The sequence below is a fragment of the Curtobacterium sp. AC273 genome (genome assembly GCF_979253735.1).
The window spans coordinates 111,789-136,788 of record NZ_CEEDDU010000006.1 but is presented as its reverse complement, the minus strand read 5'-3'; the positions used below and the strand labels follow the sequence as shown (position 1 = coordinate 136,788).

Annotated in this window: 12 protein-coding genes and 12 pseudogenes; 4 read left to right on the top strand and 20 right to left on the bottom strand. The window is 70.5% G+C overall.

Annotation, left to right across the window (positions count from 1 at the left end; translation table 11 throughout):
• Positions 1–12 precede the first annotated feature (12 nt).
• The 9 genes and pseudogenes from ACZ8AI_RS10880 to ACZ8AI_RS10840 form a co-directional block, all read right to left on the bottom strand.
• A complete protein-coding gene (locus tag ACZ8AI_RS10880; protein ID WP_464858274.1) occupies positions 13–297 on the bottom strand; it encodes a glyceraldehyde 3-phosphate dehydrogenase NAD-binding domain-containing protein in 285 nt (94 codons plus the stop codon).
• A gap of 350 nt (positions 298–647) precedes the next feature.
• Positions 648–1,654: pseudogene (whiA, locus tag ACZ8AI_RS10875) on the bottom strand (DNA-binding protein WhiA).
• 75 nt (positions 1,655–1,729) lie between these two features.
• Positions 1,730–2,631: pseudogene (rapZ, locus tag ACZ8AI_RS10870) on the bottom strand (RNase adapter RapZ).
• A 341-nt stretch (positions 2,632–2,972) separates the two neighbouring features.
• A pseudogene (gene uvrC, locus ACZ8AI_RS10865) lies at positions 2,973–4,860 on the bottom strand (excinuclease ABC subunit UvrC); the annotation flags it as partial.
• Positions 4,861–7,905, bottom strand: a complete 3,045-nt coding sequence (gene uvrA / locus ACZ8AI_RS10860) for an excinuclease ABC subunit UvrA (RefSeq protein WP_464858273.1) — start codon at positions 7,903–7,905, stop codon at positions 4,861–4,863.
• Between the two features lie 48 nt (positions 7,906–7,953).
• On the bottom strand, positions 7,954–8,271 hold the full coding sequence (locus ACZ8AI_RS10855) for a hypothetical protein (RefSeq protein WP_464858540.1): 318 nt from the start codon (positions 8,269–8,271) through the stop codon (positions 7,954–7,956).
• 298 nt (positions 8,272–8,569) lie between these two features.
• Positions 8,570–8,887 (bottom strand): annotated as a pseudogene (locus tag ACZ8AI_RS10850) (SDR family NAD(P)-dependent oxidoreductase); the annotation flags it as partial.
• Positions 8,877–10,949 carry an excinuclease ABC subunit UvrB gene (gene uvrB, locus ACZ8AI_RS10845; protein ID WP_464858496.1) on the bottom strand — a complete coding sequence of 691 codons (2,073 nt, stop codon included), beginning with the start codon at positions 10,947–10,949 and terminating at the stop codon, positions 8,877–8,879. The pseudogene ACZ8AI_RS10850 and the gene uvrB, both read right to left, overlap by 11 nt.
• Positions 10,950–11,098: 149 nt before the next feature.
• Positions 11,099–11,305 carry a hypothetical protein gene (locus ACZ8AI_RS10840; protein WP_464858272.1) on the bottom strand — a complete coding sequence of 69 codons (207 nt, stop codon included), beginning with the start codon at positions 11,303–11,305 and terminating at the stop codon, positions 11,099–11,101.
• On the opposite strand from ACZ8AI_RS10840, the pseudogene ACZ8AI_RS10835 reads away from it, so the two are divergent.
• A pseudogene (locus ACZ8AI_RS10835) lies at positions 11,208–11,825 on the top strand (MFS transporter); the annotation flags it as partial. The gene ACZ8AI_RS10840 and the pseudogene ACZ8AI_RS10835 sit on opposite strands and share 98 nt — an antisense overlap.
• A gap of 43 nt (positions 11,826–11,868) precedes the next feature.
• Positions 11,869–12,447: pseudogene (locus tag ACZ8AI_RS10830) on the top strand (MFS transporter); the annotation flags it as partial.
• Between the two features lie 185 nt (positions 12,448–12,632).
• Here the strand turns inward: ACZ8AI_RS10830 and ACZ8AI_RS10825 are convergent.
• The 10 genes and pseudogenes from ACZ8AI_RS10825 to polA form a co-directional block, all read right to left on the bottom strand.
• Entirely contained in the window at positions 12,633–13,658 is a 1,026-nt protein-coding gene (locus tag ACZ8AI_RS10825) for an acyltransferase (RefSeq protein WP_464858271.1), read from the bottom strand.
• Positions 13,549–13,917 carry a hypothetical protein gene (locus tag ACZ8AI_RS10820; protein WP_464858270.1) on the bottom strand — a complete coding sequence of 123 codons (369 nt, stop codon included), beginning with the start codon at positions 13,915–13,917 and terminating at the stop codon, positions 13,549–13,551. The genes ACZ8AI_RS10825 and ACZ8AI_RS10820 overlap by 110 nt, the downstream gene beginning before the upstream one ends.
• Positions 13,914–15,422 carry a class I adenylate-forming enzyme family protein gene (locus ACZ8AI_RS10815; RefSeq protein WP_464858268.1) on the bottom strand — a complete coding sequence of 503 codons (1,509 nt, stop codon included), beginning with the start codon at positions 15,420–15,422 and terminating at the stop codon, positions 13,914–13,916. Before ACZ8AI_RS10815 ends, ACZ8AI_RS10820 begins: the two co-directional genes overlap by 4 nt.
• A 44-nt stretch (positions 15,423–15,466) precedes the next feature.
• Positions 15,467–15,697, bottom strand: coding sequence for a hypothetical protein (locus ACZ8AI_RS10810; protein ID WP_464858266.1), 231 nt, complete (start codon positions 15,695–15,697; stop codon positions 15,467–15,469).
• Positions 15,698–15,708: 11 nt separating this feature from the next.
• A complete protein-coding gene (locus ACZ8AI_RS10805; protein WP_464858265.1) occupies positions 15,709–16,587 on the bottom strand; it encodes a BPSS1187 family protein in 879 nt (292 codons plus the stop codon).
• 725 nt (positions 16,588–17,312) lie between these two features.
• Positions 17,313–18,756, bottom strand: a pseudogene (rpsA, locus tag ACZ8AI_RS10800) (30S ribosomal protein S1); the annotation flags it as partial.
• 184 nt (positions 18,757–18,940) lie between these two features.
• A pseudogene (locus ACZ8AI_RS10795) lies at positions 18,941–19,330 on the bottom strand (DUF885 family protein).
• 20 nt (positions 19,331–19,350) lie between these two features.
• Positions 19,351–20,016, bottom strand: a complete 666-nt coding sequence (locus ACZ8AI_RS10790; RefSeq protein WP_464858264.1) for a DUF885 domain-containing protein — start codon at positions 20,014–20,016, stop codon at positions 19,351–19,353.
• A gap of 188 nt (positions 20,017–20,204) precedes the next feature.
• Positions 20,205–20,618 (bottom strand): annotated as a pseudogene (locus ACZ8AI_RS10785) (DUF885 family protein); the annotation flags it as partial.
• Positions 20,619–20,760: 142 nt separating this feature from the next.
• Positions 20,761–23,383, bottom strand: a pseudogene (polA, locus tag ACZ8AI_RS10780) (DNA polymerase I); the annotation flags it as partial.
• 208 nt (positions 23,384–23,591) lie between these two features.
• Here polA and ACZ8AI_RS10775 point away from each other — a divergent pair.
• Entirely contained in the window at positions 23,592–23,924 is a 333-nt protein-coding gene (locus ACZ8AI_RS10775; protein WP_464858263.1) for a PaaI family thioesterase, read from the top strand.
• A 75-nt stretch (positions 23,925–23,999) separates the two neighbouring features.
• A pseudogene (locus ACZ8AI_RS10770) lies at positions 24,000–24,369 on the top strand (VOC family protein).
• 66 nt (positions 24,370–24,435) lie between these two features.
• Here the strand turns inward: ACZ8AI_RS10770 and ACZ8AI_RS10765 are convergent.
• Positions 24,436–24,678: pseudogene (locus ACZ8AI_RS10765) on the bottom strand (N-acetyltransferase family protein); the annotation flags it as partial.
• Between the last annotated feature and the right edge of the window lie 322 nt (positions 24,679–25,000).

Below are 25,000 nucleotides of genomic sequence, written 5' to 3'. Positions count from 1 at the left end.
ATGGTGACGTCGTCACCCGAGGCCGGGGCGGAGATGATGACCTTCTTCGCGCCGGCGTCGATGTGCTTCTGCGCGTCGGCGGCCTTCGTGAAGAACCCGGTCGACTCGATGACGATGTCGACGCCCAGCTCGCCCCAGGGGGAGGTTGGCGGGGTCGCGCTCCGCGAGGACCTTGATCGCCTTGCCGTCGACGACGATGTTGTCGCCGTCGAGCTCGACCGTTGCCGGGAGCTTGCCGGTGATGGAGTCGAACTTCAGCAGGTTCGCGAGCGACGCGTTGTCGGTGAGGTCGTTCACCGCCACGATCTCGAGAGTCGCTGCCCTTGGCCAGTGCGGCCCGGAAGAAGTTACGGCCGATGCGGCCGAAGCCGTTGATACCGATCTTGACGGTCAATGGATCTCCTGGTGGGTGTGGAGCGCCCAGGGGGCGCTGCTTTCGGAGGCGCAGGCCCTGCGGACCCACGTGTGGTGGACGATACGCCCCGCAACGTCGCCGTAACGACCCTAGCAGTCGGACCCTGCCAGCCAGTGCGGTGTGACGGTCCGTCCGGACGGTCGTCCGTGACGTCCGAGCAGACGTCGGTGCGGCCCGCGGACGCTACCCAGACGGACGGGAGGCGCGGTGCCAGCTGGCACCGCGCCTCCCGTCAAGCAGGTCGGACGACCCGTCTCCAGACGCCCTCGAGCTCCTCGGGGACGCTCGCTTCCGTCCCGGGGATGCCGAGGTCGGACGCGCGCTTGTCCGCCATCGCGAGCAGGCGGCGGATGCGTCCGGCGATGGCGTCCTTCGTCATGGGCGGGTCGGCGTGCTGGCCGAGCTCGTCGAGCGACGCGTCGCGGTGCTGCAGACGGAGCGAGCCGGCGTACCTGCAGGTGGTCGGGGACCTCGTCGCCGAGGATCTCGAGCGCACGCTCGACCCGCGCGCACGCGGCGACGGCGGCCTGGGCGGAGCGGCGGAGGTTCGCGTCGTCGAAGTTGACCAGGCGGTTGGCGGTGGCACGGACCTCGCGGCGCTGGCGCATCTCCTCCCACTCGGCGGTGGTGCGGGCGGCGCCCATCACGGTGAGCATCTGACCGATCGCCTTCGCCGTCGCGGATGACCACGCGGTGCACGCCGCGGACCTCACGGCCCTTCGCGGCGATGCCGAGACGGGAGGCGGCTCCGACGAGGGCCATGGCGGCCTCGTTGCCGGGGCAGGTGACCTCGAGCGCAGCGGCACGACCGGGGTCGGTCAGGGTGCCGGCGGCGAGGAACGCCCCGCGCCAGATCGCGGCGAGGTCCTCGCGGTTGCCGGTGGTGAGCCGGTTCGGCAGCCCGCGGACCGGACGGCGACGGGCGTCCATCAGGCCGGTCTGCCGGGCGAGGGTCTCCCCCGCCTCGAGCACGCGCACCAGGTACCGGGTGCCACGACGGGCGGACGCGGACGACCCCACCGACGCCTCGCTCCGCACGCCGTACAGCTCGGCGAGGTCCTTCCGCACGCGGTGGACGATGATCCGGGTGTCGAGCTCGACCTCGACGGCGATCCTGCCCGAGATGACGTGCAGGCCGCCCGCGAACCGCAGGATGGTCGCCAGTTCGGCGGCGCGGACCGTGTTGCGGTTCACGACGACCCGGGCCAGTTCGTCCTTGACCTCGGCAGTCAACGGCACAGCATCATTCCTAACGTTTCTTCTGGTGGGGTCCGCGTACCCGGCGCACGTCGTGTGGAGCGGCCGGAGGGACGGTCACTCCCGGCCGAGATCTCGGTTCTTCACAGCACGGCGACGCCTGGCATCCCGCGGAGGATGTTCGCCAACTCGGCGACGATGGCGACCGAGCGGTGCTTGCCGCCGGTACAGCCGATGGCGATCGTAGCGTGTCTTTTGTTCTCGCGCTGGTACCCCTCGAAGACCGGCTCGAGCACGGAGGCGTAGCGGTCGACGAACGGACGGGCTCCTGCTGGGCGAGCACGTAGTCCGAGACGGGCTTGTCGAGGCCGGTGTGGGGGCGCAGTTCCGGTACCCAGTAGGGGTTCGGCAGGAACCGCACGTCGGCGACCATGTCGGCGTCGGCGGGCAGTCCGTACTTGAAGCCGAAGCTCATCAGCGTCACCTGGACGCCGACGAAGTGGTCGTCGGCGAACCGGTCGGTCACGGCGTTCGCGAGCTGGTGGATGTTCAGGTCCGAGGTGTCGATGACGAGGTCGGACGCCTCGCGCAGCGCCGGAGAGCCGAGCGCGCTCACGGGCGATCCCGTCGAGCAGCGTGTCCTCGCCCTGCAGCGGGTGCGGTCGCCGGACCTGCTCGAACCGTCGCACGAGCACGGCGTCGGTTGCCTCGAGGAAGAGCACGCGGACGCGGGCCGAGGTCGTCGACCGGACCTGCTCGACCGCCTGCTCGGGGTCGGTGAAGAAGCGGCCACCGCGGACGTCGACCACCGTGGCGATCTTCGGGATCTTCTCGCCCGCACGGTCGGCGAGCTCGGTCAGCGGCGCGAGCATCTGGGTCGGCAGGTTGTCGACCACGTACCAGCCGAGGTCCTCGAGCGCCTTGCCGACGGTCGAACGCCCGGCCCCGGACATGCCGGTGACGATGAGGATGTCGTGCTGCTGCGGCGATCGGGTCGATGCCTGGTCGCTGTCGGTCATAGGTCGCTGTCGGTCATAGGTCGCTGTCGGTCATCGGGCGGTGTCGGTCATCTGGGAGTGGGCTCCGTCGTGGCGGCCCGGGCGCGTCGCCCGGGGAGGTCTCGGATGCGGGAGGTCGCGGCTGCGGTCAAGGGTATCGCCCGGTGGCGGACGGGAGGCACGGTTTGCGTCATGACGGGAGGTGCGGTCCGTCCGGGGTCACCTGTGGGAGCCGCACTGCACCTTCTGGAAGGGACTCGGCTTCCTGCGGGCTCGCGACGGCCTCGGGTGCCCCTGGTGGGCGCGACGGCCGCGTCGGCCGGGCTGACCGGGGTGGGGCCGACCGGCGCGCTCGTCGGGGTCTGCTGCAGCTTCGTGACGACCGCCGCGGCGGTCGCGGGACCGACGCCGGGGACCTCGCCGATCTCGTCCGCCGTCGCCTCGCGCAGCCGTGCTGACCGACCCGAAGTGCTTCAGGAGCGCGTTCACCCGGCTCGGCCCGAGCCCCGGGATCTCGGAGAGCTGCGAGCGGACGTCGCGCTTCCGACGGGTGCGCTGGTGGGTGATCGCGAACCGGTGGGCCTCGTCGCGGATGCGCTGGATCAGGAACAGCGCCTCGGAGTTGCGGGGCAGGATCACCGGGAAGTCGTCGTCCGGCAGCCAGAGCTCCTCGAGACGCTTCGCGATGCCGACGAGGGCGATGTCGCGCACGCCGGCCTCGTCCATCGCCCGCTTCGCCGCCTGCACCTGCGGCTGACCCCCGTCGACGATGAGCAGCTGCGGGCGGTACGCGAAGCGCTTGGTCGGCTTGGACCCCTCGACGACCTCGTCGCTCGTGACGTCGGGGACGTCCGGCGCCGCGGCGTCCTCGTCGAGACGTGCCAGCCGTCGTGACAGCACCTGGTACATGCTGTCCGTGTCGTCCGTGGTCTCGGCAATGGTGTACCGCCGGTACTGGTCCTTGCGGGGCAGTCCGTCCTCGAAGACCACCATCGACGCCACGACGTTGGTGCCCTGCAGGTGCGAGATGTCGTAGCACTCCATCCGGAGCGGCGCCTCGGTCATGCCGAGGGCGTCCTGGATGTCGGCCAGGGCGGCGGACCGCGTCGTGTAGTCGGCCGAGCGCTTGGTCTTGTAGAGCATGAGCGCCTGCGCCGCGTTCTGGGCCGCGGTGCGCGCGAGGCCCGCACGGTCGCCGCGCTGGGCGGTGCTGAGCTTCGTGCCGCGGCCGCCGCGACGCTCGCTGAGCCACTGCTGCAGCGCGTCGGCGTCCTCGAGGGAGCTCCGGCACCACCACCTCGCGCGGGGGCTCCTCGGTGGTGGCGTACTGCCCCTGGACGATCTGCTCGACGAGGTCGCCCGTCGAGATGTCGAGTTCCTTGTCGACGACCCACCCGCGGACACCGCGGATGCGGCCACCGCGCACCGAGAACAGCTGCACGGCCGCGGCGAGCTCGTCCTCGGCGATGCCGAACAGGTCGAGGTCGACGGAGTCGCGGAGGACGACGGCCGACTTCTCGAGCACGGCCTCGAGCGCGCCGACCTGGTCGCGGAACTTCGCGGCCTGCTCGTACTGCATGGCGTCGGCCGAGGCGGCCATCCGCTGCCGCAGCTGCGTGATCACGCGGCGGTCGTAGCTCGCCATGAAGCGGACGAACTCCTCGACCAGCACCCGGTGCTCGGCGATCGTGACCTTCTGCGAGCACGGGCCGCCGCACTTGCCGATCTGCCCGGGGAAGCAGGGCTTGCCCGTCTGCATCGCCTTCTTGTACGACGAGTCCGAGCAGGTGCGGATCGGGAACACCTTGATCATCAGGTCGATGGTGTCGTGCACCGCCCAGATCTTCGGGTACGGCCCGAAGTACTTCGCGCCCTTGATCTTCCGGTTCCGCGTCACCATCACCCGAGGGCTCTCCTCGCCCAGGGTGATCGCCATGTACGGGTACGACTTGTCGTCGCGGAACTTGACGTTGAACGGCGGATCGAACTCCTTGATCCACGTGTACTCAAGCTGCAGCGCCTCGATCTCGGAGCCGACGGTGGTCCACTCGACGCTGCGTGCCGTCAGGACCATGCGCCGGGTGCGCTCGTGCAGCGTCGGCAGCGGTGCGAAGTAGTTGCTCAGCCGTGCGCGGAGGTTCTTCGCCTTGCCGACGTAGAGCACCCGACCGGCTTCGTCACGCCACCGGTAGACGCCCGGGTCGGTCGGGATCTCCCCGCCTTCGGACGCCACGAGACGGTGTCCGCCACCTACCGAGCACCCGCCTTCTGCTTGCCGCCCTGCCGCTGCTTGCCGTCCTGTCGCTTCGACGAGACCTGCCGGGCGCCGACGGCCTGCTCCTTGCCGACTCGGGCGTCCTGCGCGTCGAAGATCTCCTGCAGGAAGACGCCGGTGTGGCTCTCGGGCACGTTCGCGACGTGCTCCGGGGTGCCGGTCGCCAGGATCGTGCCACCGCCCGAGCCACCCTCGGGACCCATGTCGATCAGCCAGTCGGCCGACTTGATGACGTCGAGGTTGTGCTCGATCGTGATGACGGTGTTGCCCTTGTCGACCAGGCTCTGCAGCACGAGGAGCAGCTTCCGGACGTCCTCGAAGTGCAGACCCGTCGTCGGCTCGTCGAGCACGTAGACCGTGCGGCCGTTCGACCGGCGCTGCAGCTCGGTCGCGAGCTTCACGCGCTGCGCCTCGCCACCGGAGAGGGTCGTCGCGCTCTGCCCGAGCCGGACGTAGCCGAGTCCCACGTCGACCAGGGTCGCCATGTAGCGGTGGATCGCGGAGATCGGCTCGAAGAACTCGGCCGCCTCGCTGATCGGCATGTCGAGGACCTCGGAGATGTTCTTGCCCTTGTAGTGCACCTGCAGCGTCTCGCGGTTGTACCGCGCGCCACCGCAGACCTCGCACGCGACGTAGACGTCGGGCAGGAAGTTCATCTCGATCTTGATCGTGCCGTCACCGGAGCAGTTCTCGCACCGGCCGCCCTTGACGTTGAAGCTGAAGCGACCGGGCTGGTACCCGCGTGCCTTCGCCTCGGTGGTCTCGGCGAACAGCTGACGGATCCGGTCGAAGACGCCGGTGTAGGTCGCCGGGTTGGACCGCGGGGTGCGGCCGATCGGCGCCTGGTCGACGTGCACGACCTTGTCGAGCTGGTCGAGGCCCTTCACGCGGGTGTGCTTGCCGGCGATGTGCCGAGCGCCGTTGAGCTGGTTGGCGAGCACCTTGTAGAGGATGTCGTTGACCAGCGTCGACTTGCCCGAACCGCTCACCCCGGTGACCGCGGTGAAGACGCCGAGCGGGAAGTCGGCGTCGATCGTCTTGAGGTTGTTCGCGCGGGCGCCCTGCACACTGATCGTGCGCTTGAGGTTGACCTTGCGCCGCTCGGCGGGCACCTCGATCGCGCGACGACCGGCGAGGTAGTCCCCGGTGATCGACTCGCGGTTCTCGATGATCCCCTCGTACGACCCGGAATGCACGACGTTGCCGCCGTTGACGCCGGCGCCCGGGCCGATGTCGACCACCCAGTCGGCCGTGCGGATGGTGTCCTCGTCGTGCTCGACGACGATGAGGGTGTTGCCGAGGTCCTTGAGCTTCACCAGGGTGTCGATGAGCCGCCGGTTGTCGCGCTGGTGCAGGCCGATGCTCGGCTCGTCGAGCACGTAGAGCACGCCGGTCAGGCCGGAACCGATCTGGGTCGCCAGACGGATGCGCTGCGCCTCGCCACCGGAGAGCCCGCCGGCACCGCGCGCGAGCGTCAGGTAGTTGAGGCCGACCTCGAGCAGGAACTCGAGCCGGGCACGGATCTCGCGGAGGACCGCGGCGGCGATGTGCGCTTCGCGGTCGGTGAGCGACAGGCCGTCCATGAAGGCGTACGCGTCGTCGAGGGAGAGGTTCGTGACGTCGGCGATGCTGCGGTCGGCGACCGTGACCCCCAGCACCTCGGGCTTCAGGCGCGTGCCGTCGCACACCGGGCAGGGCACCTCGCGCAGGTACCCCTGGAAGCGCTGCCGCTGCGAGTCCGACTCGGCCTCGGCGAACTTGCGCTCGATGTAGGGCATGACGCCCTCGAACCCGCTCGTGTACCGCATCTCGCGGCCGAACCGGTTGCGCCACGACACCGAGACCTGGAAGTCCTTGCCGGTGAGGATCGCGGCCTGCACCGACGGGTCGAGCCGGTTCCACGGGGTGTCGAGGTCGAACCCGAGCTCCTTGCCGAGCCCGGCGAGCAGCTTCTCGAAGTACGAGTACAGCCCGCTCGTGCCGGTCCACGGCAGCAGGACGCCGTCGCGGAGGGAGGCTTCGGGGTCGCCGAGCACGAGGTCCGGGTCGACCGACATGCGCGTGCCGAGGCCGGAGCACTCCGGGCAGGCACCGAACGGCGCGTTGAACGAGAACGTGCGGGGCTCGATCTCGGTCAGTGCCAGCGGGTGGTTGTTCGGGCAGGACAGGTTCTCGGAGTAGGTCCGGACGGCGCCGGGCCCCTCGGCGTCGACGAGGTCGATCGCCACCGTGCCGTCGGTCAGGCGCAGCGCCGTCTCGAGGGAGTCGGTGAGGCGGCCGAGGATGTCGTCGTTCGCGACGAGACGGTCGACGATCACCGAGATGTCGTGCTTGACCTGCTTCTTGAGCTTGGGCGGGTCGCTGAGCTGGATGCGCTCCCCGTCGACGATCGCGCGGGCGTAGCCGGACGCCGCGAGCTCTTGGAAGAGGTCGACGAACTCGCCCTTCTTCTTCGAGATCACCGGCGCGAGGACCTGGAAGCGGGTCCCCGACTCGAACTCCATGAGCTGGTCGGCGATCTGCTGCACGCTCTGCTTGCTGATCACCTCGCCGCAGACGGGGCAGTGCGGGACGCCGATGCGCGCCCAGAGCAGGCGCATGTAGTCGTAGACCTCGGTGATGGTGCCCACCGTCGACCGGGGGTTCCGGTTCGTCGACTTCTGGTCGATCGACACCGCGGGCGACAGCCCCTCGATGAAGTCGACGTCCGGACGGTCGACCTGCCCGAGGAACTGGCGCGCGTACGCGGACAGCGACTCGACGTAGCGGCGCTGCCCCTCGGCGAAGATCGTGTCGAACGCGAGCGAGGACTTGCCCGAACCGGACAGGCCGGTGAACACGACGAGGGAGTCGCGCGGGATCTCGAGGTCGACGTCCCGCAGGTTGTGCACGCGGGCGCCGCGCACGCTGAGCGTCGAGGTGCTGTGGGGCGCCGTGCCGCCGGGGATGTGGAGGTCTGCGGGCTCACCGAAGGCGTTCCGGCCCGACGTCGAGGTACCGCGGTCAGAGGTGATGGTCATCGTCGTCGATTCTACGAAGCGGGACCGACATTCGGCCGTGATGGACGGTCAGACGAGTGCGTCGAGAGCGAACGCGACGCCGGCGGCCCGCTCGCTGGCGGTCCAGAGCCGGGCCGCCTCGGTGCGGTCGTGCGCGCGCGGTTCGGCGCGGACCACGGTCGCGGGGCCGCGCAGCTGCATCCAGCCCCGGGCCCCCAGTACTCCCCCCGACCGCACGCCGGGAGCGACCGCCGCGTGCACGAGCGGTTCGGCACCGGCGTCCTTGCCCTGCACGAACGAGCGCCGCGCGGGGAGGGACTGCACCGGGCGCATCCACACCGGCTCGGAGCGTGACGGCGCGATCTCCGGACGCTCGGGGGCGAGCATGTCGAGCGGAGTCCCGGGTGCGCGACGACGCTCGACACCGACGACCCCGCGTCGGCGAGGCGTTCCGCCAGCTCGAACCCGAACAGCATGACGGCGAGCTTGCTCCGGCCGTACTGGCGGTGGCTCGAGTAGTGATCGGCGCCGAGCGGATCGCGCCGGTCGAGTCGGGCCCACCGGTGCGCGATCGACCCGAGGTGCACGACGCGACCCCCGCGGCGCTCGAGCAGCGGCAGGGTCGGGCCGTCCACGCGAAGTGCCCGAGGTGGTTCGTGCCGATCTGCAGTTCGGTCCCCTGCGCGGTGGTCCGCAGGTCGGCCGCGCCGACGACGCCGGCGTTGTTGACGATCGCGTCGACTCCGTCCGACTCGGTCCGCGCGAGTTCCTCGGACGCCGCACGCACGCTGTCGAGGTCGGCCAGGTCGAGGTGCAGGTGCGTGAGGTCGGCACCGTCCACGTGGCGACGGATGCTCCGCTCGGCAGCAGCCGCGCGGCCGGCGTCGCGGGTGGCGAGCACCACGCGGTGTCCGGCCGCCGCGAGCTGCTCGGCCGCGTGGTACCCCAGGCCGGCGCTGGCGCCCGTGACGACGACGGTCCGGCGCTCGGCCCTACTGGACATGCCCGGCGGACTCCATCTGGCGCAGCGCCTTCTTGAGGTCCTGCACCTCGTCGCGGAGCCGCGCGGCCAGCTCGAACTTCAACTCGGCCGCGGCCTGCAGCATCTGGTCGTTCAGGTCGCCGATGGTCGCCTCGAGCTGGGTGGCGCCCTCGCCCGCGATGCCACCGCGCTTCAGGTTCGGCGTCGGCGAACGACGCCCGTCGGCGCCCGGACGGCCCTCGAGCAGCGCCTTCGTGTCGTCGTTCTCGCGCGCGAGGATCTCGGTGATGTCGGCGATCTTCTTGCGGAGGGGCTGCGGGTCGATGCCGCGCTCGGTGTTGTACGCGACCTGCTTCTCGCGACGCCGGTCGGTCTCCTCGATCGCGAACTTCATCGAGTCGGTCATCTTGTCGGCGTACATGAGCACCTGGCCCGACACGTTGCGGGCAGCACGACCGATCGTCTGGATGAGCGACGTCGACGAGCGGAGGAAGCCCTCCTTGTCGGCGTCGAGGATCGCCACCAGCGAGACCTCCGGCAGGTCGAGGCCCTCACGCAGCAGGTTGATGCCGACCAGCACGTCGTAGACGCCCTGGCGGAGCTCGGTGAGCAGCTCGACGCGCTTCAGGGTGTCGACGTCGGAGTGCAGGTAGCGCACCCGGACCCCGGCGTTCCCGAGGAAGTCGGTGAGCTCCTCGGCCATGCGCTTCGTCAGCGTCGTCACGAGGACGCGCTCGTCCTTCTCGACGCGCTGCTTGATCTCCTCGAGCAGGTCGTCGATCTGGCCGTCGCTCGGCTTGACGACGATCTCGGGGTCGACCAGGCCGGTCGGACGGATGATCTGCTCGACCACGCTGTCGGTGACGCCGAGCTCGTACTTGCCCGGCGTGGCCGACAGGTAGACCTTCTGCCCGACGCGGTCGAGGAACTCCTCCCACGTCAGGGGTCGGTTGTCGAGGGCGCTCGGCAGGCGGAACCCGTGCTCGACGAGGGTCCGCTTGCGGGAGGCGTCGCCCTCGTACATCGCGCCGATCTGCGGCACGGTGACGTGCGACTCGTCGATGACGATGAGGAAGTCGTCCGGGAAGTAGTCGATGAGGCAGTGCGGTGCCTCGCCCGCGGCACGGCCGTCCATGTGCCGCGAGTAGTTCTCGATGCCCGAGCAGAAACCGATCTGCTCCATCATCTCGATGTCGAACGTGGTGCGCATCCGGAGGCGCTGGGCCTCGAGCAGCTTGCCCTGCCCCTCGAGCTCGGCGAGCCGCTCGGCCAGTTCGACCTTGATGTCCGCGATCGCCCGGTGCATCACGTCGGTGTCGGCCACGTAGTGTGACGCGGGGAAGATCGACACCGCGGGCAGGTCGTCGATGACGTTGCCGGTGAGCAGGTGCAGCGACGACAGCGCCTCGACCTCGTCACCGAACATCTCGATGCGGATCGCGTGCTCCTCGTACATGGGGATGATCTCGATGGTGTCGCCACGGACCCGGAAGGTGCCGCGCGCGAAGTCGACGTCGTTGCGCTGGTATTGCATCGCCACGAACTTGCGGACGAGCTGGTCGCGGGTGATCGTCTGCCCGACGTGCAGCGCCACCGAGGCGTTCATGTACTGCTCCGGCGTCCCGAGGCCGTAGATGCAGGACACCGTCGAGACCACGATGACGTCGCGTCGGCTGAGCAGCGAGTTCGTCGTCGAGTGCCGGAGCCGCTCGACTTCGGCGTTGACCGAGGAGTCCTTCTCGATGAAGGTGTCCGTCTGCGGGACGTACGCCTCGGGCTGGTAGTAGTCGTAGTACGAGACGAAGTACTCGACGGCGTTGTTCGGCAGCAGGCTGCGGAACTCGTTCGCGAGCTGTGCCGCCAGGGTCTTGTTGTGCGCGAGCACGAGGGTCGGGCGCTGCACCTGCTCGATGAGCCACGCCGTGGTCGCGGACTTGCCCGTACCGGTGGCGCCGAGCAGTACGACGTCGGTCTCACCCGCGTTGATCCGGCCCGCGAGTTCGGCGATCGCGGCGGGCTGGTCACCGCTCGGCGTGTACTCGCTGATGACCTCGAACGGGCGGACCGCGCGGGTGGGCTCGATTGACACTGCCATGGCCTCAACGGTAGTCGGGACCGCCGACACCGGAGCCGCGTGCTCGCCCTCGGCGTATCGTCCACGCCAAGCACCTTCCGAGTCGGCTGATAGCGACGCGGAATAGCCTCCGATCCGTTCAGCAACCCGAATCGTTCTCACTCCCCCGAAGAGGCCCCCATGACGACGGCGACCCCCGCCGCACCGACGAAGGGCACCCCGTTCCGCGGCCGCATCCGCGGGCGGGTGCTCGTCCTGCTGTGCTTCATGTACGCGATCTCGTACATCGACCGCACCAACATCTCGACCGCGCTCCCCCACATCACCGAGGACTTCGGCTTCAACGAGACGACCGCGGGACTCATCGTCTCCGCGTTCGCACTCCCCTACGCCCTGCCAGGTCTTCGGCGGCACCATCGCCGAGAAGTTCGGACCGCGGAAGGCGCTCTTCGTCATCACGGTCGTCTGGGGCGTCGCCACCCTGTGGACCGGCTTCTCGGTCGGCTTCTGGACCCTGTTCGCCGCGCGGCGCTCCTCGGCCTCAGCGAGGCGGCCGCCTTCCCGGCGGCCACGCAGGCGATGAGCCGCTGGATCCCCCGCGACCGGAACGGCTTCGCGCAGGGCGTCGTGCACTCCGCGGCGCGACTCGGCAACGCGCTGGCGCCGCTCCTGGTCGCCTGGGTGATCGGCGCGACCGGCAGCTGGCGCTGGGCGTTCTTCGCGACCGCGGTGCTGTCCATCGCGTGGGCGATCGTCTGGTTCGTCTGGTTCCGGGACAAGCCCGAGGACACCGCCGGCATCCGGCAGGTCGAACTCGACGAACTCCCGCCGGTCGAGACCCGCGCGACCCGGCCGCCGGTCCCGTGGCGCTCCCTCGCCCGGCAGATCCTGCCGGTCACCTTCGTCGACTTCGGCTACGGCTGGGTGCTCTGGGTGTTCCTCACCCTGGATCCCGACGTTCCTCAGTTCGACCTTCGGCCTGCCGATCAGCCAGTTCGCCCTCTTCACGACGCTCGTGCTGCTCGCCGGGGTCGTCGGCGACACCGTGGGTGGCATGCTCAGCGACCGGCTCATCCACCGCGGTGGGAACACCCGCAACGCCCGCCGTCTCGTCCTCGTCATCGGGCTGGGCGGCTCGCTCGTCTGCCTCGTCCCGCTCGTCATCGGGCAAGGACTCGTCGTCGCGACGATCTCGCTCGCGCTGTCGTTCTTCTTCCTGGAGCTCTGCAACGCGAACCTCTGGGCGATCCCGATGGACGTCGCGCCGCAGTGGTCCGGCACCGCGTCCGGCTTCATGAACACCGGCTTCGGCGTCGCGGGCGTCGTGTCGCCGATCGTGTTCGGCTTCCTCATCGACACGACCGGTTGGCAGATCCCCTTCGCGCTCTCCTGCGTCCTGCTCGGGGCCGCCGCCGTGGTCGCGTGGTTCATGAAGCCGCAGCGCCTCACGATGACCGACGGCGTCCTCGAGATCGGCACCCCGAAGGCGGAGCAGCAGTCCGCCTGAGCGCGCGGACGCACCCCGTGACGGACGGGAGGCGCGGTGCCAGGCCGCCCGCGCCTCCCGTCCGGCACCACGACGGCCCACGCGACGGGCGGGTGCCTTGTGCAATCGGGCGTACCGGGTCGGAAGAACCGACCGGGTACGCCCGTTCCTGCCGAGTACGCCCGGGATCGCCGGGCGGGCAGAGCTCAGCGCGTCGCGCGCCGCCCCACGTCGTCGGTCTCGCCGACGAGGTGCGTCGTCCGGCTCCACCGGCTCCGGTGACCGTTGCACGACCGGCGCCGCACGCCCGGCGACCGCGGCACGCTTCCGGCCCGCGCCTCGCGCTGCCCACGGGACGCCAGCGACGGCCGCCCCGTCAGCGGCACGCTAAGCGGGGTCCAGCGGAACAGCTCCGTGACCGCGACGGACAGGACGAGCACGAGCAGGTACGTCACCAGGGTGAGCCACGGCTTCGGCACGACGCGCTCGAGCCAGCTGTCGCCGTACAGCGGGATCCAGATCATGAACGGGTGGCTCAGGAAGATGCCGAACGACCGGTCCGAGCCGTAGTCGACCACGCGCGCGAGGGGGCTGCCGGGACGACGACGGTCGGCCCAGCGCGCGCCGATCGCCAGGAAGCCGACGAAGACGGCGGTGCTCCAGACCACTTGGACCGGCTGGAGCGGGGTGCCGGCGGCGTAGAGCGACTGCCCGAGGCCGACCTGCAGCGCCCAGACGCCGAGGGTGAGCGCGCCGGTGCCGGCGAAGCCCCAGAGGACCGCGGTCCGGTGCACCCGGATGAACCGGAGGAACCCGTCGGCGTGGTCGGCGGCGATCGCGCCGGACACGATGAAGAACACGTACGAGAAGAAGAACTGCTTCTGGTACCCCTGCATCCACGCGTCGCTGGCAGGGAAGTACTTGTACCCGGCGAAGACCACGAGCTGCAGCACGAGCGACACGACGAGGACCGTCACGTGGTGCCCGCGGGTCTCCCGGACGAGCCAGGCGATCACGGGCAGCAGCAGGTACACCTGCATCGTCACGAGCAGGAAGTAGAGGTGGTACCACGAGGTGCCGGTGACCACCCCCTCGGCGAAGGTCCGCACGAGGTCGGGGACGTCACCGCGGCGGGTGGCGTCGAGCAGCCACGACGACCCGACGTAGACGAACGACCACGCCAGGTACGGCACGCCGACGAGCAGGAACCGCTTCGGCCAGAACTGCGCCATCCGGACGCGGGCGGAGCGTGTAGCTGTAGACGAGGACGAACGCGGTCAGCGAGAAGAACACCAGGCGTGTGAAGTGCAGCAGGCCGAGCAGGGCGTTCAGCGGCACGTCGTCGCTGGCCACGGTGTGGCTCGTGGTGTGGACGCCGATCACGCACGCGAAGGTCAGGATGCGGAGGACGTCGACCTCGTACAGGTGCCGGGGCTTCCCCTCGGCGGTACGGGTCGGGGTCTGCTCGCCGGAGGCGGTGGCGCCGCTCACGCGTGCTCCGCCATGGTGCGCACCTTCGCCCGCTGGACCTTGCCGGTCGGCGCGCGCGGCAGGTCCGGCACGACGACGATCTCGACCGGACGGCGGAAGCGCGTCAGCCGGGCCTCGGCACGCGCGGTGAGGTCGGCGACGAGGGCATCCGCGTCGACCGACTCGCCCGGCTCGGTCGGCTGCGGGATGACGTACGCGACCGGCACCGCGCCGAGGACGTCGTGCGGACGGCCGACGACCACCGCCTCGAGCACCCGGTCGTCCCCGAGCAGCACGTCCTCGACCTCGGACGGGTAGACCTTCTCGCCGCCCCGGTTGATGACGTCGTCGGAGCGGCCGGCGAGCGAGACCCAGCCGTCCTCCGCGACGGACCCGACGTCGCCCGTGCTCAACCACCCGTCGGCGTCGAAGCGCTCGGCGGCGCGCCCGAACAGGTACCGGTGCACGATGCCCTCGCCGCGCACCCACAGGGCCCCGACCTCGCCCGCGGGCAGGACGGTGCCGTCCTCGCCGCGGACCTGCACCTCGGAGCCGACGGGCACACCGACGGTGCCGACCCGTGCCGACGCGCCGAGCGGCGTCGCGGTGATCTGCGAGGCGCCCTCGGTCATGCCCCAGCTCACCACGAGCGGCACGTCGCCGAGCGCGGCGCGGACCGGGTCCGGCAGCGGCGCGGAGGCGCTCCGCACGAAGCGCAGGCCGGGCGGGAACGCCAACGGACCGGTCTTCGCCAGCACGGCGAGGATCGCCGGCACCGCGTTGAGCCAGGTGATCCGCCGCTCGGCCAACAGCTCCCAGAACCCGGTCCGGCTGAACCGACGGTCGAGCACGAGCGTCGCGCCGGCGACGAGGGTCGCCAGCAGGCCGACGACCTCGGCGTTGACGTGGAAGAGGGGCAGGGAGTTGAAGCCGCGATCCGCCGGCGTCAGCGCGTTGTGCCGCGCGACGGCGCGCGCCACGAACAGCAGCTGCGACTCCGGCAGCTCGACGCCCTTCGGCGTGCCGGTCGACCCGGAGGTGAAGAGCACGACGGATCCCTCGCCCGGTGCGTCCGGACTCTCCGACGGCAGGTCGCCGTCACGGACGCCGGCCGGGAGGAACGTGGCCGCGTCGATCCCGCTGGCGGGCGCCCCGGGGACGGTCGCGTCCACCGCGCGGTCCGACACCACGATCGAGGCCCCGCCGATCAGGTCGGCGAGACGGCCGGGCTCGGTGGTCGGCTGGCCGGTGTCGACGGGGACCGCACGGCGGCCGGAGGCGACGGCGGCGAGGTGCACGACGGCGAAGGCGAGGGGGTCGCCCAGGTCGACGAGGACCGCGCCGGACGGGGCGACGCCGATCGCGTCGAAGGTGGCGGACCACGCGGTGACGGCGTCGTCGAGGGCGCGGTAGGTCAGGACGCGGTCACTGCGCGCGTCCTCCAGGTAGGTGCGCCCGCCGTCCTGCGCCGCACGGGCGCTGATGATCGAGCGCAGGTCGGGTCGTTCTTCGCCTGCTCGCTGCACGGACTCAGGGTATTGCTCCTTCCTATGTCCGCTCCGAGCAGGACTCACGGCGCGGCCGGCACGGCAGGCGCGGCAGGCGCGGTCGTCGTGGCGGGCGCGGGCGCCGCGGTGGCCGGCGCGGGCGTCGCGGCGGCCGGGGTCGCCGCGCTGCTCGGCTCGGCGGGGAACCGGCTGAGCAGCCACTGCCAGAGCGGCAGCATCCGGGGTGTGCCGTCCGGTCCGAGCGGTGTCGAGTCCTTGATGATCCGCGAGTGCGACTCCGACGGTGTCCCCACCCGGATGTCGGTCAGGATCGCGTGCGGGTCGCCGTCGGTGCCCGGCGGCGCGGTGTCGGTGCGGAAGGGTCCGTTCTGGCCGTCGAGGCCGAGCACGGTCCACGACCCGCGGATCCGCGGCCCGAAGACGTCCCGCACGTCGTCGATGGCGTACATCCGGTCGACCGGGTCCGCCCCGGCCGGTCCATCCACGCGGCGTGCTCCGCGCCGAGCGACTCCACCGGTGACGAGAACATCAGCGCCCCGCGGACCGAGCGGATGTGGGAGATGTAGGCCGCTTCGCCGCCGCCCTGCGAGTGGCCGGCGACGACGATGTCGCTCCACGCGATGTCGCGGTCGTCGTCCACGAAGCGGCCCCAGCCGCCGTCGGGGTCGTGGTCCTCGAGGTAGGCGACGGCGTCACGGAACCGGGACACGATCGACCCCGAGGGCCGCACCGAGCTGAACGACGACGGACGACTGCCGTCGAACCGGTTGCGCTGCACCTGCCCGTAGCAGTGCGGATCGGCCTCGCACGTGCCGGAGAGGGTCTTGCCGAGGTTCCAGTAGTCGAGTCCGAGGACGTGGTACCCGTCCTGCAGCGCGGTGCTGAGGAACAGTTGGTAGTCGGCGGGCTTGGCCCGGGTCGCGGGCAGGAAGAGCAGCAGCGGGCCCTGGGCGTCCGTGCGGGCGGCGAAGTCGTCGCGGTTCGGTTCGAGCCGCTGGCCGTTGATCGTGCCGAGCCGGAACCGATTGGAACTCCCCTCCGGCCCGTGCTCGTCGCCGTGCGGTCGGTCGGCGGCGGCCACGCGGCCGTGCTGCTCGACACGCTGTCCGCCGAGCACGTTCGCGGCGACGAGGCTCGCGGCGCCGATCGCGATCAGCAGGACGGCCGCGAGGACGAGGAGCACCCGGTGCTTCATCGGGTGAGGCGTTCCCACACCGCATCGGCCGAACGGAGCGTGTCGTCGAGGGTGCCGGTGGCGTCGACGACGTGGTCGGCCAGGGCGAGGCGCTCGGCGTCGCTCGCCTGCGCGGCCACGCGGCGCTCAGCCTCGTCGCGCGGGCATGCCGCGGTGCGCCACGAGCCGTTCGGTCCGCTGCGCTGCCGGAGCGTCCACGACCACGACGGCGTCGAACTGCAGCGGTCAGCTCCCCGTGCCTCGGCGAGCAGGGACGTCGTACACGACGACGGCCTCGGGATCGGCGGCCTCGGCGGCATCGAACGCCTGTTGCGCGAGCCGCCAGACCTCCGGGTGGGTGATCGCCTCGAGGTCCTTGCGCGCAGCCGGGTCGGAGAACACGATCGCACCGAGCGCCGGCCGGTCGAGCGACCCGTCGGCCGCGATGACGCCGGGACCGAAGCGCTCCGCGACCCGCTCGAGCCCCGGACTGCCCGGAGCGACGGCGTCACGGGCGAGCCGGTCCGCGTCCACCACGACGGCCCCGTGCTCCGCCCACCGAGCGGAGACCGTCGACTTGCCCGCGGCGATGCCGCCCGTAGAGACCGATGATGCGCACGGTGTCCAGCGTAGCGAGCACCTCCGCCGGAACGGCCGGAAGCCCGGCACCCCTTCTCAGGGATGCCGGGCTTCCAGGCGCGGACGAGCCGCTCGATCAGTTGGTCGAGCTGAGCTTCCTCGCGGAGTGCCGCGAGCGACGCGTCGTCGGCCAGGGTGCCCGGGCCGGTCGCCTCGCTCGTGAACGACGCCGAGGTGGACGCGCTGGCCGGGAGGTCGAAGCCACCCTGCGCCTCGTCGGCGATGGTCTTCGCGACCTGGGCCTTGTGGGCTTCCCAACGCGCCTGGGCGGCCGCGTACTGGCCCTCCCACTCGGTGCGCTGGGTGTCGTAGCCCTCGAGCCACTCGTTCGTCTCCGGGTCGAAGCCCTCGGGGTACTTGTAGTCACCCTTGTCGTCGTACTCGGTCGGCATGCCGTAGAGCGCCGGGTCGAACTCGGTGCTCTCCGGGTCGACGCCCTCGTTCGCCTGCTTGAGGCTGAGCGAGATGCGACGACGGTCGAGGTCGATGTCGATGATCTTGACGAAGACCTCGTCGTTGACCGAGACGACCTGCTCGGCGAGCTCGACGTGCTTGTTCGAGAGCTCCGAGATGTGCACGAGGCCCTCGATGCCGTCGGCGACACGGACGAACGCACCGAACGGCACGAGCTTCGTGACCTTGCCCGGTGCGATCTGGCCGATCGCGTGGGTGCGGGCGAAGACCTGCCACGGGTCTTCCTGCGTGGCCTTGAGCGAGAGCGACACGCGCTCGCGGTCCAGGTCCACCTCGAGGATCTCGACGGTGACTTCCTGACCGACCTCGACGACCTCGCTGGCGTGCTCGATGTGCTTCCAGCTGAGCTCGGAGACGTGGACGAGACCGTCGACGCCACCCAGGTCGACGAACGCACCGAAGTTGACGATCGACGACACGATGCCCTTGCGGACCTGGCCCTTGTGGAGGTTGTTGAGGAAGGTGGTGCGCGACTCGGACTGCGTCTGCTCGGGCAGGGCGCGGCGCGACAGGACCACGTTGTTGCGGTTCTTGTCGAGCTCGAGGATCTTCGCCTCGAGTTCCTGGCCGAGGTACGGCGTGAGGTCGCGGACGCGGCGCAGCTCGATGAGCGAGGCCGGGAGGAACCCACGGAGGCCGATGTCGACGATGAGCCCGCCCTTGACGACCTCGATGACCGTGCCGGTCACGACGCCGTCGGACTCCTTGATCTTCTCGACGTCGCCCCGCACGCTCGTACTGCGCACGCTTCTTCGACAGGATCAGGCGGCCTTCCTTGTCCTCCTTCTGGAGGACCAGGGCCTCGACCTCGTCGCCGACCTCGACGACCTCGTTGGGGTCGACGTCGTGCTTGATCGAGAGCTCGCGCGAGGGGATGACACCCTCGGTCTTGTAACCGACGTCGAGGAGGACCTCGTCGCGGTCGATCTTCACGACGGTGCCGGAGATGAGATCACCGTCGTTGAAGAACTTCAGGGTCTTCTCGACCTCGGCCAGGAAGTCATCAGCCGAACCGATGTCGTTGATGGCGACCTGCTTAGGAGCCTTGGTCGTAGTGGTTGTCATGTAGAGATTGCTCCGAACGGACATGAGTCGGGCCGTGGCGGCAGAGGGTTCGAGCCCCCGTGGACGCCGCCGCAGCGGTTGAGTGTGTGACGCGGATTGCGCCGCACAAGTCTAGCCGGAGTGAGCGAGGGCCCACAACCGGTGTGTCGGGCGTGGCGGGACCCAGTGGCCCCGCCACGTCCGGCTAGTCGAGCAGCGCCGTGCGCAGGGTGTCGAGGCCGATGCTGCCGAGGGCCAGGGCACGGTGGTGGAACGCCTTGAGGTCGAACGCCGAGCCCTCGCGCGCGGCGACCTCGTCGCGGATGGACTCCCAGACGCGCTGCCCCACCTTGTACGACGGCGCCTGCCCGGGCCACCCGGTACCGCGCGACCTCGAACCGGACGAAGGCGTCGGACATGTTCACGTTCTGGCGCATGAAGTCGAGGGCGTACTCCACGTCCACCCGCCGCCGTCCGGGTTCGTCTTCTGCAGGTGCACGCCGATGTCGAGGACGACCCGGGCGGCACGCATCCGCTGTCCGTCGAGCATCTCGAGCCGGTCGCCGTCGTCGTCGAGGAACCCGAGCTGCTCCATCAGCCGCTCGGCGTAGAGCCTTAGCCCTCGACGTGGCCGGAGGACCCGGACAGCTGGCGGCGCCGGGTGTTCAGCTCGCCGCGGTTGTAGACGCCCTGGCTGATCTGCAGGTGGTGCCCGGGGACACCCTCGTGGTAGACCGTCGTCTTCTCGCGCCAGGTGCCGAACTCGGTGACGCCCTGCGGCACGGACCACCACATGCGGCCGGCGCGCGAGAAGTCGTCGGACGGGCCGGTGTAGTAGATGCCGCCCTCCTGCGTGGGGGCGATCCGGCACTCCAGGCGCTTGATCGGGTCCGGGATGTCGAAGTACCTGCCGTCCATCTCACGGATCGACTCGTCGCTGGTCTCCTGCATCCACCGCTGCAGCGCGTCGGTGCCGTGCAGGACCCGGGCCGGGTCGGCGTCGAGCACCTCGATCGCACGGGCGACGCTCGCGCCGGACTCGATGCGGTCCGCGATGCGCTCCTGCTCGTCACGCATCCGCGCGAGCTCCTCGATGCCCCACTCGTACGTCTCGTCGAGGTCGACGACGGCGCCGAGGAACCGGCGCAGGTGCAGCTCGTAGGCGTCACGGCCGACCGCGTCGACCGGGGTCGCGAGGGGCAGCAGCTCGTGCTGGAGGAACTGGCCGAACGACCGGTACGCCGCCGCAGCGATCCTCGGCCCCGCGGGCGAGTTCGGCACGGAGCGCGTCGGGCACCTGCGCGCCGTCGTCGAACGCGGCACCCTCGGCGAGCTGGCGGAAGACGCCGTCCTCGGCGCCGTTGCGGGCGGCCTGCTCGGCGATGAGCTCGACCTGGCGCTTCGCCGGCGTGACGTCCTCGCGGGTGCCCCTCGAGCAGCGTCTCGCGGATGCCCTCGAGCGCGTCGGGCAGGGCGTGGAGCCGGCTCGCGATGTCCTGCCAGTCGGACTCCCCCGCGGTCGGCATGAGGTCGAGGACCTCGCGGACGGCCTGCGCGGGGCTCGCGATGACGTTGAGGTCGCGCAGGTGGAGCTTGCGGTCGAAGGACTCCTGGACGAGGTCGAGCTCGGCGCCGAGGTCGGTCTTCGTAACGCGGTCGACGGCGTCCACCGGCTCGGCGGCGTCGAGCGCGCGCTTCGTGGCCCGCGCGGCGTCGGCCATCGCGGCTGCGCCGGCGGGCGACGTGTCGCCGTACTCGCCCGTGCGCCCGGGGACGCCGATGTACGTGGCGACGGTCGGGTCGAGGTCGACAAGGGTGGACACCCAGCCCTCGGCGACGCGGTCGACGGCGGACGGCTGGCGGACGGGACGGTCTTCGGTCATGCTCTCGACCCTACCGAGCCGTGACCCGACCGGTGGTCGCGACGACGGTCCGGAGACCATGCCACCGGCGGACGTGCCGGACGGGGCGGACGGGAGGCGCGCCTCCTGTCCGGCCCCGGCCCGCGTCAGTGCGCGGCGACCTCCAGTTCGCTCCGACGCCGACGGACACGTCCAGCGGCACGGTCAGCTCGGCGGCAGCACCCATCCGGGTGCGGAGGATGTCCTCGACCCGGTCCTGCTCGCCGGGTGCGACCTCGAGGATGGGCTCGTCGTGGACCTGCAGGAGCAGGTGCGACGCCAGGTCGCCCTCGCGGAGGTCCTCGGCGACGCCGAGCATCGCGATCTTCATGATGTCGGCCGCCGAGCCCTGGATCGGCGCGTTGAGCGCGGCGCGCTCGGCGTTCTCCCGCAGCACGCGGTTCGGGCTCTTGAGGTCCGGGAAGGGGCGACGCCGACCGAAGATCGTCTCGGTGTAGCCGTCCTCGCGCGCCTGCTCGACCACCCCGCGGAGGTAGTCGCGGACCGCGCCGAAGCGGGCGAAGTACTCGTTCATGAGGGTCCGGGCCTCGGACTGCTCGATGCGGAGCTGCTTCGAGAGCCCGAACGGGCTGAGGCCGTACGCCAGGCCGTACGACATCGCCTTGACCTTGGTGCGCATCTCGGGCGTGACGTCGGCCGGCTCGACCGAGAACACCGCGCGCCCACGAAGCGGTGCAGGTCCTCGCCCTCGTTGAAGGCCTGGATGAGCCCGGGGTCGCCGGACAGGTGCGCCGCGATCCCCATCTCGATCTGCGAGTAGTCGGCGGTGACCAGGGTCGTGTAGGGCTCGGCGACGGCGAAGGCCGACCGGATCCGGCGCCCCTCGGCGGTCTTCACCGGGATGTTCTGCAGGTTCGGGTCCATCGACGAGATCCGGCCGGTGCTCGTGCCGGTCTGCTCGTAGCGGGTGTGGATGCGCCCGTCGACGACCGAGGCGTCGAGGGTGTCGACGATCTGGCGGGGCAGTAGCGTCACGGTGCTGCAGGAGCAGGCCGAGGAACGGGTGCGGGTGCTGGTCCTGCAGGTCGGCGAGGCTCGCGGCGTCGGTCGAGAAGCCGGTCTTCGTCTTGCGGGTCTTCGGCATCGCGAGCTCGGTGAAGAGCACTTCCTGCAACTGCTTCGGCGAACCAAGGTTCACCTCGTGCCCGATCTCGGCGAAGGCCTGCTGCGCGAGTTCCGCCGCACGCTCCCCAGGTCGTGCGACAACCCGGTGAGCACCGGCTTGTCGATGCCGACGCCGATCGTCTCCATGCCGGCGAGGACCGGCACGAGCGGCAGCTCGATGTCGTCGAGGACCCGGAGCGAGGACTCGTCGATGCGCGCACGCAGCGCCGTCGTCCACCCGGAGCACGAACCACGCGTGCACCCCGACGTTCACCGGGTCGGTCTCGGGCACGAGCTGGTTCGGGTCGCCGGTGGGCAGCTCTTCGCCGAGCTCCTGGTAGACGAGGTCGCCGAGCGGCTGTCCTGCTTGCCGGGCTGCGCGAGCCAGCCCATGATCCGGGCGTCCCCGGCGATGCCGTTGACCTGGAAGCCGACGGTGGCGAGCGCCTTGATCGCGGCCTTGGCGTCGTGGAAGTGCTTGGGCGCGTCGGAGGCGAACCACGCCGCCAGCTGTTCGTAGTCCTTCGCACCGCTGCCACCCGGCACCATCACGGCGTCGTCGTGGGTGGCGATGCCGATCGCGCTGAGGCGGCCGTCGATGACCTCGACCGCGACGCCGTGGCCGTTGGCGGCCTCGGACGCGTTGCGGCGCCGAGCCAGTAGCCGAGCTCCTCCGTCGATGAGGTCTTGACCGGCGGCGGGGTCGGCGCACCGCTGTCGATCGCGCCCTCGGACGTGCTGGCCTCGGACGGCTCGCCGGACCCGGCGACCTTGAACACCCGGTCGAGCAGCGTGCGGAACTGCAGCTTGGCGAAGAGCTCGCGCACCGCGTCCTCGTCGAGGGGACGGAGCGCGACGTCGGCCGGACCGACGGGCAGCTCGACGTCGTTCACGAGGCGGTTCAGCTTGCGGTTCCGGATCGCCCGGTCCTTCTGCTCGCGCAGGTTGTTGCCGACGACGCCCTTGATCTCGTCGGCGTGCTCGAGCACGGCGTCGAGCGAGCCGAACTGGGTGATCCACTTCACCGCCGTCTTCTCGCCGACCTTGTCGATGCCGATCAGGTTGTCGCTCGTCTCGCCGACGAGGGCCGCGATGTCGGGGTACTGGTGCGGCTCGATGCCGTAGCGCTCGTAGACCTTGTCGCGGTCGTAGCGGGTGAGCTCGGAGACGCCGCGGACCGACGGGTACAACAGCGTGACGTCGTCGTTGACGAGCTGGATCGAGTCGCGGTCGCCCGAGACCACGTACACCTGGAACCCCTGCTCGGCACCCTGTCGGGCGAAGGTGGCGAGGATGTCGTCGGCCTCGTAGTCCTCTTTCGTGACCGTCGTGATGCCCATTGCCTCGAGCGCCTGCTGGAGGAGCGGGATCTGGCCCTTGAACTCGGCCGGGGTCTCGGAGCGGGTGCCCTTGTAGTCCTCGTACTCACGCGTGCGGAACGAGAAGCGGGAGATGTCGAACGCGACCGCCAGGTGCGTCGGCTTCTCGCGCTGCAGGAGCATGAGCAGCATCGAGATGAAGCCGTGGATGGCGTTCGTGTGCTGCCCCTCGCGGTTCACGAAGCTGTCGACCGGCAGCGCGTAGAAGGCCCGGAAGGCGAGCGAGTGGCCGTCGATGACCATGAGGGTAGGCTTTGCGGAGTCCGACACCCGGACAGCCTACCGACGCCATCCGGACACGGGAGTCCGCCAGCGTGACCGACGAAGCGACCATCACCGGCACCGGCGCGACGGGTTCGCCCGAGGGCGTCGCGAAGCTCGCCGAACGAGGCATGGGCGAGCTCGCCGACAAGATGGGCATGGTCATCCGGAGCTCTCCGCCGAGCGCGCGGTGGGCACCATCCCCGTCGAGGGCAACCGTCAGCCGGTCGGCCTCCTGCACGGCGGCGCGTTCATCGTCCTCGCCGAGAGCCTCGGCTCGATGGCGGCCACCGTCCACGCCGGTCCCGGCCGCTACGCCGTCGCCATCGAGCTGAACGCCTCCCATTCCCGGAGCGCCACGACGAGCGGCCTGGTGACCGGCACCCTTGCACGGCGCGCTGCACTCTCGGCAACACGCTCACCACGCACGAGATCGTCTCTCACCGACGACCAGGGGCAGCGCTGCTCCACCGTGCGCATCACCAACATGATCCGCGAAGCCTGCTGGACGCGACCGTACTGACCGAAACGCACCACCGCGCCGACCGCGCACCGGGCCGCCACGAAGGAGTGACCATGCCCATCAACGACCTGGAAGATCGAACTGATCAAGGTCCCGGTCAGCGACGTCGACCGCGCCCGTACTTCTACGCCTCGATCGGCTTCTCGATCGACTTCATCGACCAGCGCGTCTCCGACGAGCTCCGCTTCGTCCAGGCGACTTCCCGCCCGGCTCCGCCTGCTCGATCGCATTCTCGGCGAGGGCATCATGTCCCCCGACGTCGTGCCGGGCTCGCTGAAGTCGATCCAGGTCGTCGTGCCCGACGCCGACGAGGCCCTCGCACACCTGCAAGGGACTCGGCGTGGACGCCGTCGGCGTGGACGAACTCGCCTGGGGGCGGTTCGTCTTCTTCACCGACCCCGACCGGAACGCGTGGGACCTGCAGAGCTCCCGAAGGCGCGGCTGAAGGTGCCGGCTCAGTCCTCCAGGGCGGTCGCTGGAGCAGCAGCCGTGCGTCCCCGAAGCCGAGCCGCCGGTACAGGGTCTCGCCGTCGATGCTCGAGTGCACCGAGGTCCGCTCGACCCCGAGCGCGTTCGCCTCGTCGAGCAGCGCGGTGACGAGCCGCTTCGCGACGCCCCGGCCACGCAGCTCGGGGTGGACGTAGACGGTCTGCACGTCGGCCGTCAGCCGTCCTGCGGGCCGGTCCGGCGTGGGCGGCCGTGCGACCAGCCCGAGCCACGCCATCCCGAGTACCCGCCCGCCGCGTTCGGCGATCGACGCACCGGTGGGTGTCGGGGTGCTCGGCGCCGAAGGCGGTCATCGCGTCGCGGTACGCGTCCGCCGTCACGCCGGCGGTCACCCCGCCCTCGTCCACGCTCCACCGCCACCGCAGGTCGGCCACCGCGGGCATGTCGTCAGGCCTGGAGGCACGGATCACCACGTCGTCCATGGCTCCACCCTGCCAGGTGGTCGGCTCCGGCCGTCTGTTCGAGCGCATCGTGCGACGTCCCACGAGTCGATCGACGCGTGCGGTGTCGCACGATGCGCATGCATCGGATGCGTGTGCATGCTGCGACGTCCCACCTGTCGATCGACG